The organism is uncultured Clostridium sp. (assembly GCF_937920395.1).
Classification (GTDB): Bacteria; Bacillota; Clostridia; order Clostridiales; family Clostridiaceae; genus Clostridium_AD.
Window position 1 is genome coordinate 1 of sequence record NZ_CALEVF010000243.1, and the last position, 16,580, is coordinate 16,580.

Annotated in this window: 17 protein-coding genes and 2 pseudogenes; 4 read left to right on the forward strand and 15 right to left on the reverse strand. The window is 30.0% G+C overall.

Annotated features, from left to right (window positions below; genetic code table 11):
* Positions 1–75: 75 nt before the first annotated feature.
* Positions 76–264: a DUF4177 domain-containing protein gene (locus Q0649_RS15935; protein WP_298844285.1), complete on the reverse strand. Its 189-nt coding sequence runs from the start codon at positions 262–264 to the stop codon at positions 76–78.
* 528 nt (positions 265–792) lie between these two features.
* Here Q0649_RS15935 and Q0649_RS15940 point away from each other — a divergent pair.
* Positions 793–1,014 (forward strand): helix-turn-helix transcriptional regulator, encoded by a 222-nt coding sequence (locus tag Q0649_RS15940; protein WP_298844288.1) that lies wholly within the window; start codon positions 793–795, stop codon positions 1,012–1,014.
* Positions 995–1,432 (forward strand): hypothetical protein, encoded by a 438-nt coding sequence (locus Q0649_RS15945; RefSeq protein ID WP_298844291.1) that lies wholly within the window; start codon positions 995–997, stop codon positions 1,430–1,432. The genes Q0649_RS15940 and Q0649_RS15945 overlap by 20 nt, the downstream gene beginning before the upstream one ends.
* A 355-nt stretch (positions 1,433–1,787) precedes the next feature.
* On the opposite strand, the gene Q0649_RS15950 is transcribed toward Q0649_RS15945, so the two are convergent.
* The 11 genes and pseudogenes from Q0649_RS15950 to Q0649_RS23090 form a co-directional block, all read right to left on the reverse strand.
* Positions 1,788–2,345, reverse strand: a complete 558-nt coding sequence (locus tag Q0649_RS15950) for a hypothetical protein (protein ID WP_298844294.1) — start codon at positions 2,343–2,345, stop codon at positions 1,788–1,790.
* Positions 2,346–2,758: 413 nt separating this feature from the next.
* Positions 2,759–2,959 carry a helix-turn-helix transcriptional regulator gene (locus Q0649_RS15955; RefSeq protein ID WP_298844297.1) on the reverse strand — a complete coding sequence of 67 codons (201 nt, stop codon included), beginning with the start codon at positions 2,957–2,959 and terminating at the stop codon, positions 2,759–2,761.
* Between the two features lie 2 nt (positions 2,960–2,961).
* Complete coding sequence (locus Q0649_RS15960) at positions 2,962–3,336, reverse strand: DUF3796 domain-containing protein (protein ID WP_298844299.1); 375 nt, start codon at positions 3,334–3,336, stop codon at positions 2,962–2,964.
* 563 nt (positions 3,337–3,899) lie between these two features.
* Positions 3,900–4,685, reverse strand: coding sequence for an aspartate dehydrogenase domain-containing protein (locus Q0649_RS15965; protein ID WP_298844302.1), 786 nt, complete (start codon positions 4,683–4,685; stop codon positions 3,900–3,902).
* 150 nt (positions 4,686–4,835) lie between these two features.
* Positions 4,836–6,062, reverse strand: a complete 1,227-nt coding sequence (locus Q0649_RS15970; RefSeq protein WP_298844305.1) for an MFS transporter — start codon at positions 6,060–6,062, stop codon at positions 4,836–4,838.
* Between the two features lie 133 nt (positions 6,063–6,195).
* Positions 6,196–6,942 carry a nickel pincer cofactor biosynthesis protein LarB gene (larB, locus tag Q0649_RS15975; protein ID WP_298844308.1) on the reverse strand — a complete coding sequence of 249 codons (747 nt, stop codon included), beginning with the start codon at positions 6,940–6,942 and terminating at the stop codon, positions 6,196–6,198.
* A gap of 55 nt (positions 6,943–6,997) precedes the next feature.
* Complete coding sequence (larC, locus tag Q0649_RS15980; protein ID WP_298844311.1) at positions 6,998–8,365, reverse strand: nickel pincer cofactor biosynthesis protein LarC; 1,368 nt, start codon at positions 8,363–8,365, stop codon at positions 6,998–7,000.
* 130 nt (positions 8,366–8,495) lie between these two features.
* Positions 8,496–9,680: a glycosyltransferase family 4 protein gene (locus tag Q0649_RS15985; protein ID WP_298844315.1), complete on the reverse strand. Its 1,185-nt coding sequence runs from the start codon at positions 9,678–9,680 to the stop codon at positions 8,496–8,498.
* A gap of 194 nt (positions 9,681–9,874) precedes the next feature.
* Entirely contained in the window at positions 9,875–10,906 is a 1,032-nt protein-coding gene (locus Q0649_RS15990; RefSeq protein ID WP_298844318.1) for a glycosyltransferase family 4 protein, read from the reverse strand.
* Between the two features lie 191 nt (positions 10,907–11,097).
* A complete protein-coding gene (locus Q0649_RS15995; RefSeq protein ID WP_298844321.1) occupies positions 11,098–11,940 on the reverse strand; it encodes a CPBP family intramembrane glutamic endopeptidase in 843 nt (280 codons plus the stop codon).
* A gap of 436 nt (positions 11,941–12,376) precedes the next feature.
* Positions 12,377–12,760, reverse strand: a pseudogene (locus tag Q0649_RS23090) (CAP domain-containing protein); the annotation flags it as partial.
* On the opposite strand from Q0649_RS23090, the gene Q0649_RS23095 reads away from it, so the two are divergent.
* Positions 12,753–13,001 (forward strand): pentapeptide repeat-containing protein, encoded by a 249-nt coding sequence (locus tag Q0649_RS23095; protein WP_367179404.1) that lies wholly within the window; start codon positions 12,753–12,755, stop codon positions 12,999–13,001. The pseudogene Q0649_RS23090 and the gene Q0649_RS23095 overlap by 8 nt on opposite strands.
* Before the next feature lie 339 nt (positions 13,002–13,340).
* Here Q0649_RS23095 and Q0649_RS16005 read toward each other — a convergent pair whose 3' ends face one another.
* Together Q0649_RS16005 and Q0649_RS16010 are read right to left on the reverse strand one after the other, a co-directional pair.
* The gene (locus Q0649_RS16005; RefSeq protein ID WP_367179405.1) at positions 13,341–13,574 is read right to left on the reverse strand and encodes a methyl-accepting chemotaxis protein; all 234 of its coding nucleotides are present in this window, start codon (positions 13,572–13,574) and stop codon (positions 13,341–13,343) included.
* A 233-nt stretch (positions 13,575–13,807) separates the two neighbouring features.
* The gene (locus tag Q0649_RS16010) at positions 13,808–14,002 is read right to left on the reverse strand and encodes a hypothetical protein (RefSeq protein WP_298844325.1); all 195 of its coding nucleotides are present in this window, start codon (positions 14,000–14,002) and stop codon (positions 13,808–13,810) included.
* Positions 14,003–14,096: 94 nt separating this feature from the next.
* On the opposite strand from Q0649_RS16010, the pseudogene Q0649_RS16015 reads away from it, so the two are divergent.
* Positions 14,097–14,291, forward strand: a pseudogene (locus Q0649_RS16015) (helix-turn-helix transcriptional regulator).
* Between the two features lie 47 nt (positions 14,292–14,338).
* Here Q0649_RS16015 and Q0649_RS16020 read toward each other — a convergent pair.
* Positions 14,339–16,507, reverse strand: coding sequence for a DNA topoisomerase III (locus tag Q0649_RS16020; protein ID WP_298844328.1), 2,169 nt, complete (start codon positions 16,505–16,507; stop codon positions 14,339–14,341).
* Between the last annotated feature and the right edge of the window lie 73 nt (positions 16,508–16,580).

Here is a 16,580-nt window from a genome sequence, read left to right on the forward strand (position 1 = left end):
AAAAGAGCCATCTCGCAATAGAAATTACTTTCTATTTTGAGACGGCCCCTTCTTTCGACGATATATGATTATGACTTAATTCTCTTTTTCAAACACTAAATCATATTGTTTAATTCTACCATGTCCATCAAAATCATTTCCAATAGCAGTAATGAATTTCCAGCCTTCTTGGCTATATTTATTAATTAACTCTCTATGGTCAGCATCTCCAAACACGCCTTGTGCCTTTGCTACAACATATATATAATTATAAATTTTAATCAAGTCCCTTCGCATTAGTTATTTATATACCGAGTATGACATTAAATGTTTATTCAATTATACAATATTGCCTTATCTAAGAGTTAAAAAAATAATGATAATATGAATGGAAAAACGTCAAAAGTTCGTGTTATATCAAGTTAAAGTTTGTTTATTTTGCATCAAAGTCATAGAAGCTAGTCATATAGCCAAAGTTCGCCTTTCGGATATAAAACGAACTTTTATTTAAAGTCATTTTTATAAAATAAAATTTAAAATGTTTATTGTAAATCTTAGCCCTATATATAACCTAAGATTATTGTTAAAATACCTCCTAAAATACCTATTACCAGTGGAGCTATATCTGAATTCATAATAATTAACCGCCTTCTAAACTTGTACCCAATAAAAATAATCTTCTCAATTTTCTACAACTGACGTGAAATAATAAAATTTTTAGTTTTTATATTGACAATAGTATACATATAGTATATATTATGAAGTACACTTCATATGAAGCGTACTTCATAATATAAAAGCAGGTGTATAGTTTTGAAAAATAAAATTAAAGAATTACGAACAAAAAAAAATATGACACAGCAACAATTGGCTGACTTGGTTTTCGTTTCAAATAGAACTATTATATCTCTTGAAAAAGAGCAGTATAATCCATCTATTATGTTGGCATATAAAATTACACTTGTTTTTAACACTACCATAGAAAAATTATATGACTTGGAGGGTAATTTAAAAAATGAAAAAGAAGATATATAATAAAAAAGGTTTTTGGAGTGGTGTTTCTCTTCTTTTCTTAGCAGTTTGCTATACAATACTATTGTTAAATAAGTGGGATAATGTAAATTCAATGAAAAATGGTAAGAGTATTTTATTCGCTATTATTTGTACGTTTACTGGTATTGTACAAATATATAGGGGATTAGATAGTAAGTGTACCAAAGAAGATGATCAGGATGATGATGAAAGAAAAAAATTAGTTATTCTCAAAACTGAAAGTAGTGCTTATAAGGCTACAATGAATGTTAGTATGGTCCTAACTATATTATTAGTAATTGCCATAGGAGTTACGAAAGATAATGACTTATTGGGAATTTTAGTTGGAGTGGGTATTATGCCGGGTATTATGGTTATTTCATATATATTTGCTAGTTTTTATCATAATAAACGCAATTAAATTTACCATAATAAATTAGATACTTTTAAAATATTAATATAAACAAATGTACGATTTAACTTAAACCCTTACATTTGTAAAAATAGCATAAGGCATTATATATAAACAATTATAGTGGATTTAATTAAAGCCCTTTAAAATCAGTTCCCAATAGATTGTGTAAACGCATTTAATATGGGCGTAAGATTTGTTAAACACACTATATTAAAATAAGGATGGGAAAAGACAAATGACGTGAAAATATGACTTCCACGACATTTGTTTAGATTATAGACCATTATTATTCTTATGTATGTAACTAACTGCTTTAATTTAAGATTATTTTCCTTGTAAATCAGTTTATTTGTTATCACTTTTAATTTAGAATTTTCATCATTTTATTAGTAATATCAACATCATTGTTATTATATAATCTTAAGTTATTCGCATCAGGATATACAATTTGTGTTTTACTTGGTACTGCACAATAAACCAAAAAATATGTCTTCTTTGGGATATTAATTCTATACTCCTTGTTATCCACCGATACTTTTGCATATACAATTTTCATATCAGGATTTTTACCTTTCAGAATAAGATATTTACCCTTGTTTGTTTTATATATTTCAGGTATAAAAAAATTACTGCCACTTCCTGTAGTCTCAATTTTGTATTTATTATTAAGACCTTTAGTTAGTTCAGCATTCCCTAAAGTATTATCAATAATATATAAAATATACTTCTTATTATCAAGATTTAATTCCTCCTTAATATCAATAGTTTTATATATTATTGAGGGTCTATTACTGAATTGTAGTATATTATTCTTTAATTGTGTTTTGTTATCGGTAAGTGTATACACCATTGAATATGAAAATACTATGCAAATAATTATGAATAAACATAACAATAGTATAAGATTCTTTTTTTTCATATAAAATTTTCCCCTTTTAGATCATCATAAATTACGATTATGACATAAACATATGGTTAATTATACTATTATTACGTCAAATTCTATATAAAAAAATAAAAGTATTTTATTATATAGAAGATAAAAAAGCACGTTATATATTTAGGATCAAAAAAGCATAACGTCGTGAAAAATTAACTTCACGACATTGTTTATGTTCCTCTATATAGCATATACCCCATTCATGCTTTTAACATATGCAATAAGGCTCTATTTAACTGCATAAAAGACGTCTAATTGAGAATATACACTCCATTTATGCACTATTTTCCGCTTTACTCATTCTCTAAACTCTATACTATTTTAATAATAATTAACATAGTATAAGAATGATTTGACACATAGTCTATAAAAAGAATACTCATAACTAGTAGTTAATCGTAAAATTCAAACAATTCTTCAACTGTTATATGAAACACCTTTGCTATATCCATTGCCAATTTTAAAGAAGGGTTATATTTACCATTTTCCAGTTTCCCAATTGTTTCACGCCTTACCTCTACTAAATTTGCCAATTCTTCTTGTTTCATATTGTGTTTTGCACGATATTCTTTGATTTTTGTTTTTAATTTCATATCTATTCTAATGACCTCTTTTCTTTATGACCATAAAATATTAGAGTAAAAACAAATATTAAAATACTAATGACGAAATTAAGAGTAAATGCAGCAAAACTATAACTCAACATTTTACTATTTGGTGTAGTGAAATGATAAAAGTTAGTAATTAGAGTGCAAACTATCAAAATTACAGTGTTAATAATCATGTTTGATATAAACGCATTTAATGCTGCTTTCTTAATATTTTCCTTAAATAATTCATCAGGAACAACTTCAGCATAGGTAAAGAAAAAGAAAAATACTAGAAATGTACTAATTGCAAAATTACCCACCCAAAGTCCTAAAATTCCTATAAATCCAATACATCCTAAATATCCCATTTTGTTTTTCATAAACAATTCCCCCTATACATGTGATATAATTATCACTTCATGTTACAAATATATCTCACTAATATGATTTTGTCAATAACCATAAATTATAAAAATAATAAATATTTTACAAAATAAGAAATTGCCTTTAGATTTACTAAGAGGATTATTCCGATTTTCAAATTAAACAATTATGTCAGACTGTTTTACAAATTAGAATTAACTTATATGCTTAATTCTACTATATATAACATATCTTCCATATGAGAATTTTACAGCTCTAAGCGATAACAACCATACAATATAACGAAAATTATATTTAACCGAAATGGAAAAGTTATTTGTGATCCAGATTACTTTTGTGACATTAAAGAATACCAACACAAAAGATAAAGTTTTTGTGCTGGTATTCTCTGTGAGTGATTATTTAGCCATTTTAATAATAAATATCTTATGGCTGTTTTTGCACGAATCGTTGCAATACCCTGTAAAGGAACGCGTACGGCTACATTTTTTTTTGTCAGTTGAAGCATTATGGATTTTAAAACTAAACTTCTGCTCAAATTGTGTTAAACATAAACAACTTAAAAAACAATTGGTGATACAGCATTTTGAAGAACTGCTACCACGCTCCAAGCTGCAATTTTGCATGTTTTCGAATAAATATTGAGGACTGCTTGCACTTCTTCCCCTTGAATTTCAATTTTGTATTCATCGCCTATAAAATCGGGAACTACATCGATATTAAAAGTTGTCTTCTCAGGGCCAGCACTGGCAAGAGCCGTAGCAACTGCCACATTAAATTGGAATGGTAACATTTCAATAGCCTCTTTGGTAGTTCCGGTAAACACTTGCTCTGGCTCTGTAATATTCATTAAGTCTTCTTTATAGAGCGGAGTATGATACAACGAAAGCGGTGATTTTTTAGATGTCATCGTTGCCTTGATGGGGCCCATTAAGGCTGTCGCGCGAAGAACGTCAAAACCTCCAACTGCGCCACTGGCGATATATACCTTTTTATGATTCTGTGCTGCAGTTTTTTTTACTCCTTCATATAAGGATGCATCTGCAAACGCTCCAATGGATAGTACCACCAAGTTGGAGCCACTCCTTAGTATAGTTTCGCTATAATCGCTCACCGCTTGTGGTGAGGCAGCCTCTGCTGTAAAATCTGGCTTTAGAGCCATCAGCTCTTGGATATTGACACAAGCCTTACAGTTATGACGTTTAGCAAAATCCTGTGTCCTCTCAGGATTTCTTCCCATCACGCCAATAAGTTCATATTCTGGAAGATAATTGTTTTCTAAGGCATTGGCAACAATCTCATTTAAATATCCAGCACCCATTAATGCTAATCTTATTTTTTTCATAATTTTAAATTCCCCTTTTAAATTGATTTATTTAATTATATTATCTATTCCATTATCATGCATTTTCTTATACCTCCAAATTGTTTGAGTTTGAGTATATATTGTCATAATAATGAATTATTAAAGTCACCATAATTGTTAAATAATCAATTAATTAAATTTTCTAATTGAAGAAATAAATAAAGGTATTATGCTTAAAACAATTAAGAAAATTGCTTCATACAATAAAGTTAGAACACCTCCAATGCTTTGTGATAACCAACCAGTTATGAGGTACCCAAGTGGTAAAAGAATATATGAACCCATCATATCAAGACTTGCAACTTTACCAAAAGAATCAATAGGAATAAGTTCTTGTAAACTTCCTTCCCATATTAGAGAAAAAAGCATTATAATTGCGCCGCTTATAACCATTACAAAAATAAGATATGGAAACCACTTAATAAAAGCTATACCGCTTAAAGCAATGCCAACAAAAACAAAACTAGAATAAACCATAAGTCCTCTATGTTTCCACTTTTGGCGTAGACTAAAAACAAATGCTGTAACTAGTGAACCTACTCCACTAGCGGTTATTAAAATACCGTATGTATACGGAGGCATTTTAAAATGAATTTTAATTAGCCATGGTAATAAAATGGAGAAAATACTGGACGTTACAATATTAATAAATGCAAAAACTAATATTGTTACCCATAGCCATGTTTGCTTTTTAATTTGCTTTACTCCACCAATTAATTCATTTCTTAAAAATAGAAGTCTATGTTTATTATCAACAGGCTTTTGAACAGGTTTTTCAATTTTAAGGAAAACAAGGCTTACAACCGAAATAAAAAATGTTGCTGCATCAATTCCAAAACCAATGCTTATTGATGTAAAGCTTATAATTAAAGCGCCTAGTGAAGGTCCAACTAATTTTGCGAATTGTTCACTTATCTGCGTTAATGAATTAGCTGCATTCCTTATTTCTCTTGTAAATATTTCTGCTCTGGTTGCAGAATAGGCAGGCTGAAAGATAGCCGTCATTGTACCTGAGATTACTGCATAAATGTATATTATAGATATATTTACGCTGTTTGCTATAGAAAATATAGATAACAGACTAAGTGTAATTAACCTTACTATGTCTGGTATAATCATTAATTTTTTTCTGGATATACGGTCTGCTAAAATACCAGTAAACGGAGTTAAAACAATCTGAGGTATCATAATTAAAGTCATTACGAATCCCATGGTTAATGCAGAACCACTAATTGAATATACAATTAGTGGCAACATAACAAGCATTATGCAATCACCGAGGCGTGAAAATGATTGCCCTACCCATAGTGCCTTAAAAGAAACTGATTTGAATGGGCTAGCTAAATCCTTTAACATGTTTAAACACCACCTATATAATTAATACTAAAATAGTAAAATATTATATATTATAACTAATAAATACTAATATAGCAAATAAGATAAGTTTCATGAAAGTTTATTTAACTAAAGCGCTAATAAATTGATTAATCTATAGCTTATTAATGATACTTGCTAAATATCCCGCTCCGAAGCCATTGTCTATATTAACAACGCTGACGCCACTAGAGCAACTATTTAACATACTAAGCAGTGCAGCAAGCCCTTTAAAGCTAGCTCCATATCCTACACTTGTTGGAACAGCTATGACTGGTTTATCAACCAGTCCTCCAACAACACTTGTTAGAGCCCCTTCCATCCCTGCCACAGTAATAATTACCTTAGCGCGCCTTATAACGTCTAAGTTATCAAAAAGCCTATGAATGCCTGCTACACCTACATCATAAACCCTTTCAACTCTATTCCCAAAAATTTCAGCAGTAACTGCCGCTTCTTCTGCGACGGGTATATCAGATGTTCCTCCTGTTACTAGTGCAATGTATGTACTCAAAGGTTCAACCTCCTTCCTTTTTATTACAATAGTTCTTGCAAGTTCATTATACACAGCATCACCACATATTTCTTTAACACCTTCATACATAAGCTTAGTTGCCCTTGTACCAAGAATGTTGACATCCTTTGTAAGCATTAGACTAACTATTCCTTTTATCTGTTTAACGGTTTTACCTTCACAATATATAACCTCTGGATACCCAACTCTAAGTTCTCTATGATTATCTATTTTTGCAAACCCTAAATCTGAATAAGACAAATCTTTTAACTTAGTCATACCATCTTCAATAGATATATCACCATTTTTTATGCACTTAAGAAAGTTTTTCATCTCTTTTGAATTCATATATTACCCACCTTTTTTAATTTAAAATCCCCTCATTTTATCCTTTAGTATACTTTTATATTTCACTTCTTAATTTCTCGTATACTTCGCTTATAGATTTCCCAGTACTTTTAGCTATTCTCTTACATTCTTCATATTCAAATTTACTTTTTATCTTTTCGCCTTTATAGTAAGCCTCTTTTACGGTAACTTCACCAAAACTAGTATTTACTTTAATAAACTTTCTTTTTAGTTTCGTTTTATCTACTTTAAAACTTCTTACTCCAAGGGTAGTAGTTTCTCTAAACAATATTTCCTTCATCCTGATAGCTTTATCTTTCTCACATAAAATACTTATTTTTACGCTTGGTCTCCCCTTTTTCATTATAATTGGAGTTATATATGCATCCAAAGCGCCCTCATTGAAAAACTGGTCAATAATATACTCATATAACTCAGGATTCATATCATCTATATTACATTCAATAATTTGCTCAACAGTTTCATCCTCATTATTATAATATTTCGTACTAATTGTTTGTTTATCTGCTTCTTCTACTAACATGACTCTTAATACATTAGGTATATCAGTATCTCTGTTACCTATGCCATAACCGATTTTATTTATAATAAAATTATTATTATCTTTAAATTTGTTAACATTAGCTGCAAGAATTGCAGCTCCAGTAGGTGTTGTCGTCTCAAAAGGTACTGCTCCAAGTTTCACTTGAATTCCTTTCAAAATTTCAACTGTTGCGGGAGCTGGCACTGGTATAAGACCATGTGCACATTTAACAAACCCGCCACCAAGTTCAACTGCGGAACTCATTATCTTATCAACATTTAAATAAGTTAAGCAAATAGCAGCCCCAACTATATCCACAATAGAATCTACCGCTCCAACTTCATGAAAATGAATTTCATACAAAGGCTTTCCATGAACCTTTGCCTCTGCAAGCGCAACCCTCATAAATATTTTCATGCTTAATTCTTTGACCTTAGAACTTAACTCACTTGAACTTATAATTTTCTCTATATCATTAAGGTTTCTTTGTTCCTTATGAATATGTTCAATACCAGTATGCACATGCATATGTTTATCTTCATTCTCATTATGGAGATGCTCATGATGGTACTCTTTAATATGTAACTCACTAACATCAAAATGAGAATGTTCATGATCATCCCCCTCAGCATGATCATGCTCATCTCCAATATGATTATGCTCACTTCCAGAATGATCATGCTCTTGTAAAATTACGTCTACTTTGGTACCCTCTATACCTTTTCTAATATCCCTTGATACTTTTATTTCATATCCATTTAAATTAAGCTTACTTAACTCACTTATTAAATATTTTTCATCTATACCTAAATCAAGTAGTGCTCCTAAATTCATATCCCCACTAATACCAGAAAAACAGTCATAATAAAGTATTTTCATTTTAACCCACTCCATTTCTTTTGTATTTATTACATTGTACCAAATAAATAAATAATATAGGATGAATTTTTCTTTAAAATAAAATAAAAAGAAGAAAATCGTATATTACAATTTTCTCCTCATACATTAACTATGTTACCTTTTGATTTTGTAACATACAGCTTTGTTTTTCAACTTCCATATAAATTTTTTCGACATTTTCACCAAAACGCTTAGAAGATAATGGTTCTATTCCATCATAAGCATTTTTCACCATTGAATCATGTTCCTCTTTATCAATTAGAACTTCAGATAATATTTTAGCTAAGTCCTCATCTTTATAAAATACTCTTCCATTAATTCTATCTTTAATTATACCATCCAGGTTTTTATCGTATTTAGCTACAACAGGAATTTGTGCTGCCATAGCTTCTGCAAAAGTTAATCCTTGTGTCTCAGTAAGAGATGCTCCTACAAACACATCGCCCATTTGATAATACTTTCCAATTTCTGACCAAGGCTTCTCACCAGCAAATACTACAGATTTCTCAATACCTAAATGCTTAACTAACGTTTCTAAATTCTCACGCTCAGGTCCATCGCCAACAAGAAGTAATTTACAATTTGGTATTTTACGAATTAGTTCCGTCATACTATTTATAATTACATCTATGCTTTTTTCCTTAGCTATACGCCCAATATATAATACAACTGGCTGTGTTTCATTTATTCCAAAAGATTTTTTTTCATCATTAATAAGCTTTTCATCAAAGTTACTTTTTCTGAAGGGCTCAATATTAACTCCTGTAGGTATTACATCTATATGCCTTCTTAACCCATACTCATGCAATGCATCTTTCACCTTTTGAGTAGGTACTATTATTGCACTACAATCTCTACAATATAGTTTACTTACCTTTTTCGCGAATTGTGATGCTGGCTTAAGCATTATACCACTAGATACATAATGGATATAATCTTCATACATTGTATGATAAGTGTGAACTACAGGAATATCTAATCTTTTAGCAACTATCCTCCCAAAGATACCTATGCTAAATTCTGTTTGTGTATGTATTATATCTAAATCTAGTTTTTTTATCTTATTCATAATTTTATGTGAATATATTATTCCCACCCTTTGAGAAGGTAAAAGGAAAAATGGTAAACTAGGTAATCTTATTATACCTTCCTGCTCCTCTACATCCGGGTGTGTAACTGTAATAATAGTTACTCTATGACCAAGTCTAATTAATTCATTTCTTAATATCATAGTAGAAGTAACCACTCCACTTACTTGCGGATAATAAGCATCAGTAAAAATTCCAATATTCATAATCATTCCCCTTTAATTACTATAATTTTCTTATGAAAATTCTTTCATTTAATAAGCATTAATTTTCTTGCTTATTCATTCATAAATGCAGAAAAATCAAAGATTAACAGGAGTAAAGGTAATTAATTTCCATAATAGTATAGTAATAATCATATTAATACATGTAAACAAAAAAATAAAAATCATTTATTAATTTACCTATTCTTTTTCGACCATATCTTTTTATAAAAACTTTTCCACATACCAAGCACACTATCTCTAGAATAAAAATTGTGCCCGCGAATTGCCTTTTGTTTAGCTTGCTCATAATATTCCGAATCATTTTTTAATTTTTGTATCGTCTTCATGAAACCTTCATTATCATGCTCTTTTAAGTAATAGTCAAATAATATATCTTCATAAAGCTCCAAATCTCTTAAAAGCACTGGAGTAGATGTATTCATTGCTTCAAGTATTGACATAGGAAAAAGCTCGTTATATGATGGCATAAACAAAACATCCGACACATTATATATATCATTCATCAAATCTCTATCAACTATTCCTGTAAATAAAATATTTTTAGGTGCAGTCTCCATTTGACTTTTTAATTCCTTATATCCATCGGTAATACCTCCAAAAGAAAATCCACCTGCCCAAACAAATTGTACATCCGGCATTTTTCTTGCAATATCAATAAAATCAATAACACCTTTTCTGGTTTGTATTTGACCAACTCCAAGCACAACAAACGAATCTCTCGCAATCTTTAATTCTTTCTTCGCTATATATTTCTTTTCAGTTGAAAGCTTGTAAAATTTTTCAGTTGAAACAAAGTTAGGTATATACGTAATTTTCTTTCTATCAATATTGTAAGCCTCAAGTCTTGGTATAAAATTAGGATTTACTGTAACTAAATAATCCATTTTTCTATAAAAACTTATAATATATTTATAAAAAATCTTTTTTATTATATTAGGTAATTTAATGCTACCCTCAATAGTTTCAGGTAGAAAATGCACATAACCAACTGTTACACCTTTTCTTTTAGCAAAATATATACTTAGATAATGCTTAAAGTCAATAGTATGATAATGCATTATATCTGTTCTTTCTTTTTTATTTACCACAACTTTATATTCTTTATCTAATCCATTTCGGACTAAATCCACTTGTTCGAGATAAGCTGACCCTACCCCTTGGCCTTTTACTTTGTCTGCTGATGACAGCATATTTATAGTAGGCATAATAGTCACTCCCATCTAATTAACCTTGTTCTTATATTATTGTACTCTATTTTTATTAAATATTGATTAATATTACCTTAAAAATTCCTTAAATTTTTTAAATATGCTAAAATACCTATTACTGACCTAAAAGACCACTAACATATGCTAACATGTTAATGGTCTTTTTACCTTGCCCATAATCACCATATTTATACTTCTATAAATTGTTTATATATTTCTGGCTTATTCTTTGTTTTATTTTGTTTATATCCATCGCAAGCGATGATTAAAAGTATTATGCCTATAAATAAAAACATTGCATGAATTCCTATGGCATACCTTCCATCTATTAATGAAAAAAATGAAGAAAATGAAAGAGCAAGAATGTTATTTATAAAATGTGCAAATATACTTAAATAAATTGACTTCGAACTTAAATATATAAATCCAAGAACTAATCCCAATAAAAAAGCATTTACACCTTGAGGAATATTCATATGAACTATTCCAAATAGTAATGCAGATATAACAATAGCTATAGCTGGATTTATTTTTTTAGACATTCCTTTTAATAAAATTCCTCTAAAAATAATTTCTTCATATATAGGTGCTATAATTATAACACTTATTATTAATATAATAGGTGATACAGTAATTTCATCGAACGCCTCATTTATAAAACTTGGCATAGATATACCGCTTACCCAAAATATTAAACTATTATCAAATATAAGTCTAAATGCTACAATCATAAGTGCAACATAAAAAAATTTCATCCCATTTAAATAAGGTTTATGATTTTTCTCATTTGATCTATTACTCAGCAATTTAACTAAAACGATAATAACATAATATTTTACCAATACTCCAAAAATAAAAATTACATAAGGTAATATTTTTTCAAATCTCCCAGAGAATAAATTTGTAATCTCTACAGGCACCTGTCCAAATCCCTCTAGTAAAATTGATAGAAACATCACAAACAGAGCTTTAATAATACCCATTTTTTTAATATTGATTGTTCCATTTTCTATGTTTTCTAAAAATTTCATTTAATCACGCTCTCTATTTTTTTGTAATTTTCAATAACTTCAATAGGGCCCTTTTCTATTACTCCAATTAATATTATTACATATATAACAATATTCTTTATACTTTATGCTTTATGATAATGCTATATATCTTTATCTTAATTAATATATTTTTTTCATTTTACGTATATAATTTACCTTTTTCTATTTATTTAATATTATATTTACTTATACTCCACATTATAACTTTTGATTCTCCTAACTAATGTAAACCTCACCATCCTTTCTTCTATTGTAATATAAAGTGTACCATATATTTTATAAAATGATGTTAACTCAATAAAAATTTTACTATAAATACTACTATTATCTATTTATTTTTCACCAAAACAAAAAATCCATGTTTCTATATATCATAATTTACAATATATAAAAACATGGATCAATGTTAAATTATTTATTTACCTATAAATTCTTGAGTCCAATAAATAGCTCCACTTTTATCTTTTGCTATTCCAACTCCAATATCAGTAAAATCTTTACTTAAAATATTAGCTTTGTGTCCTGGCGAGTTCATCCACCCAGTCATTACTGATGATGCTGTTGGTTGACCCATTGCAATGTTTTCACCAGCTGCTGTATATGTAATACCGAATTGTTTCATCATGTCAAAAGGCGAACCATAAGTTGGTGATGTATGATCAAAATAATTATTAGTTACCATATCTCCAGATTTTGTTCTAGCTACATTTGAAAGCTGTGAATTATCCTTTAAAGCAGCTAGTCCAACTTTTGCTCTTTCCTGATTAACTAGTGTTACTACTTCTTTTTCCATTTTACTATTATCAGTTGTAGTTGATGCTACTTTCGCTGTTGTTGCTTTTGTAGCAGTCGTCTTTGCAGGTACTGTCTTCGTAGGAACTGCCTTTGCAGGAGTTACTTTTGAAGGTGCTACTTTTGCTGGTGTTACTTTTGTAGGTGCTGCTTTGGCAGGAACTACTTTGGTAGGTGTTGTTTTAGTAGGAGTAACCTTTGTAGGTACTACCTTTATAGGAGTCGCTTTACAAAGAGTCGCTACCTGATCCTTAACTGACGCATAATTTGGAATCGCTATTCCATATTTAGCACATATAGCTTGTAAATTATTTCCTGTTATAACTGTGTTATTAAGAGTACTACAATCTTGTGCATACACTGCTGAACTTATTCCAGTTGTTGCTAAAATACCCAAAGTTAATATTAATGCTCTTAAAGATTTCTTCATCTTTTGTACCTCACCTTCTAATTTTAATATACAAAGTATGTTTTTTCTTTGTCCCCCTATACTAACATCTAAATGATGTTAGTAGTTTATTTATTGGTGGTAATTTTGTAATATTATGTTTTATTTAGGTATAATTACAGTTAATTTGTTGTTTATTTTAAATGTTTTTTAATAAAATCATCATAATAATTCTATTAACGTCACCAACAATAGAAGTGCTCTTATTTGCAAGTTTTTTTATTTCTTTAGCCACTACAGCAAAACCCTTACCTTCTTGCCCCGCCCTAGCTGCTTCAATAGCTGCATTTAAGGATAAAAGGTTAGTTTGATTAGAAATTTCAGTTATGCTAGCTAAAAGGTTATTTATTTCACATATGTTTTCTTCTAATATCTAAAAACTATGTGAAACCATATCCATAGAGTTTTGCACATTCATTAAACTTTATTTTATATATTAATAGTGCGATTATTTCTACAGGTAAGCCATTGTAAATAGTGGATTTAACTTCTACTCTATACAACATACAACTAATGTATTAAATTTTGTTATCAACGCAAATAAGCATTTATAATTTAATATAAATGCTTATTTGTTCAATTTAAAATAAAGTGATGTTAAATTTTTTAGAATATATTCATTTCGTCCTTCATAATAGCTTCATTAACTTCATTAACTAAATCAGTACTTGATTCTTTCATCACATTTTGTTCAACATTTTGTTCAACATTTTGTTCAACATTATCTTCAATAGTAATTATATTATCAGCATTTGAAATGCCCACACTTTTCACTGGTTTTTCTAAATTATTTTCATCCATAAGTTATCCTCCTTTTCAATATACAAATTACACTGTATTTATTCAATGCATTAATTAGTGTATCCATTTATTTAAAATAATAATATTAATATGAATGAAAAATAATATAAGATATTTAAGAAAATAACTTGAATTTAGACAGGAGGATCTAGCGACTTCGCTTGGAGTTACAATGCAGACTATAAAGGCAATTGAAAATGAAAAGTATAATCCCACTCTGGAATTAGCTATGAACCTTTCTAAACTATTAAACACTACTGTAGAAAGATTATTCATACTTGATAGTTAAAAACACAATGTATAAAACTATCATCTTATACATTGTGTTTTTCATTACTATTTCAAATTAAGTTTTGCAAAGGCCTCAGCCATAGCAGAATTCCCAGAATTGACAGGTTCTTCTTTCTTATTCTGCTGATTTAAGAATCTGCTAACATCCTTTTTATTTAATGCACTTTTCTCTGATTCTCGACGTTTGTTAAAAGCTGATAGTTTTTCTCTATATCCGCAACCACAAACAAATATCTTATTGTCTCCATCGCCTCTAATTTCCATTTTCTTATGACAAGTAGGACAACGTGCATTGGACATTTGTGAAACTCCCTTACGATATCCACAGTCTCTATCAGGACAAACTAGCATTTTGCCTCTTTTACCGCTAACCTCAAGAAGATTCTTGCCACAGTCAGGGCATTTCACCCTTGTTGCGTTATCATGCTTATATGCTTCTGTAGAGGCCACAACGTTACCTACAAGTTTTGATGCATATCCTCTCATCTCTTTTACAAAATCCATGGAATTAGCTTTTCCTTTACCAATAAGTTGTAGTTGTTTTTCCCACTTAGCGGTAAGCTCTGGTGATTTTAAATCCTTCGGAACTAAACCTATTAACTGTATTCCTTTTGAAGTTGGGTGAATATCTTTACCCTTTCTCTCCATATAAAAAGTGTTAAATAGTTTTTCAATTACATCTGCCCTTGTTGCCGGGGTCCCAAGTCCTGATGTATTATCTAACGCTTCTCTTAAACTATCATCCTCTATATTCTTACCTGGATGCTCCATAGCTGTAAGTAGCGTAGCTTCATTATATCTAGCAGGTGGCTTAGTTTTCTCATTAACAGACCTAACTGAAGTAAGTTTGACTTCTTCCCCCTTCTTTATTGGTGGAAGTGACTGATCTTTTTCATCTCCATTACCCGAGCTACTTATTTCTTTCCATCCCTTTGATTTAACTATTTTACCTTTTGCAGAAAAGCTTTCACCCTTAACATTTATAACTAGAGTGGTTTGCTCATACTCAAAAGGTTGGCTGAGAACTTCTAAGAACCTTTTTACAACAAGATCATATATATTTTTCTCTTCTCTGTTTAAACTCGATAAATCTACATGCTGCTCTGTAGGAATTATAGCATGATGGTCTGATACCTTGCTATTATCCACTAGTCTACTTGTAGTATGTATTCTACCTTTTATTATACTTCTTGCAGCTTTCTCATATGGTCCTATGGCTATGCTCTTTAATCTATCAATAAGTGTAGGTACTATATCAGTTGTAATATGCCTTGAATCTGTTCTTGGATAAGATAATATCTTATGATTTTCATATAATCTCTGCATCTGATTAAGAGTTTGTTTTGCAGAATATCCAAATTTTCTATTTGCATCTCTTTGAAGCTCAGTTAAATCATATGCAAGTGGTGGAAGCTCCTTTTTAGATGATTTATTTAATTCAACTACTGTTCCCATTTGATTGTTTACTTTAGCAGCGACATCTTCTGCCTTTTTCTTATCAAATGTACGTGAGTCTCCATTTTTACTTGACCAATGAACTGTAAAGTCATTTACCTTTCCGTTTACTGTCCAGTAATCCTTTGGAATAAATTTCTTTATTTCATTTTCTCTTTCAACAATAAGAGCTAATGTAGGTGTTTGAACTCTTCCTGCTGATAATTGCGCATTATATTTACAAGTTAAAGCTCTTGTAACATTTAGTCCAATAAGCCAATCTGCTTGAGCTCTTGATTGCGCTGCCCAAAATAAGTTCTCATAATCTTTTCCTGGTTTAAGGTTATTAAATCCATCTCTTATAGCTTTTTCTGTTTGAGAAGATATCCAAAGCCTCTTTATAGTCTTTCTAAATCCTGCCTTCTGAATAATCCAACGCGCTACAAGTTCTCCTTCACGCCCAGAATCTGTAGCAATGACAAGTTCATCTACATCCGGTCTTTTAAGTAGTCCGTGTACAATTTTATATTGCTTTGATGTTTCCTTAATAACCACCAGTTTTAGGTCCTTTGGTAGCATAGGAAGATCTTCTATTCTCCAACTTTTATATTTTTCATCATATGCCTCTGGATCTGCAAGCGTAACAAGATGTCCTAGTGCCCATGTTACAATATATTTTGATCCCATTAAATATCCATTCCCACCTTGAGTACAATTTAAAAACTTTGCAAGTTCTTTACCAACTGATGGTTTTTCCGCTAAGACTAATGTCTTTCCCATATATAAAACTTCCTCTCATATTTCAAATAATTTAGTAATTCTCCTAGGATTAGTTGTTGCCTCTATATTTATT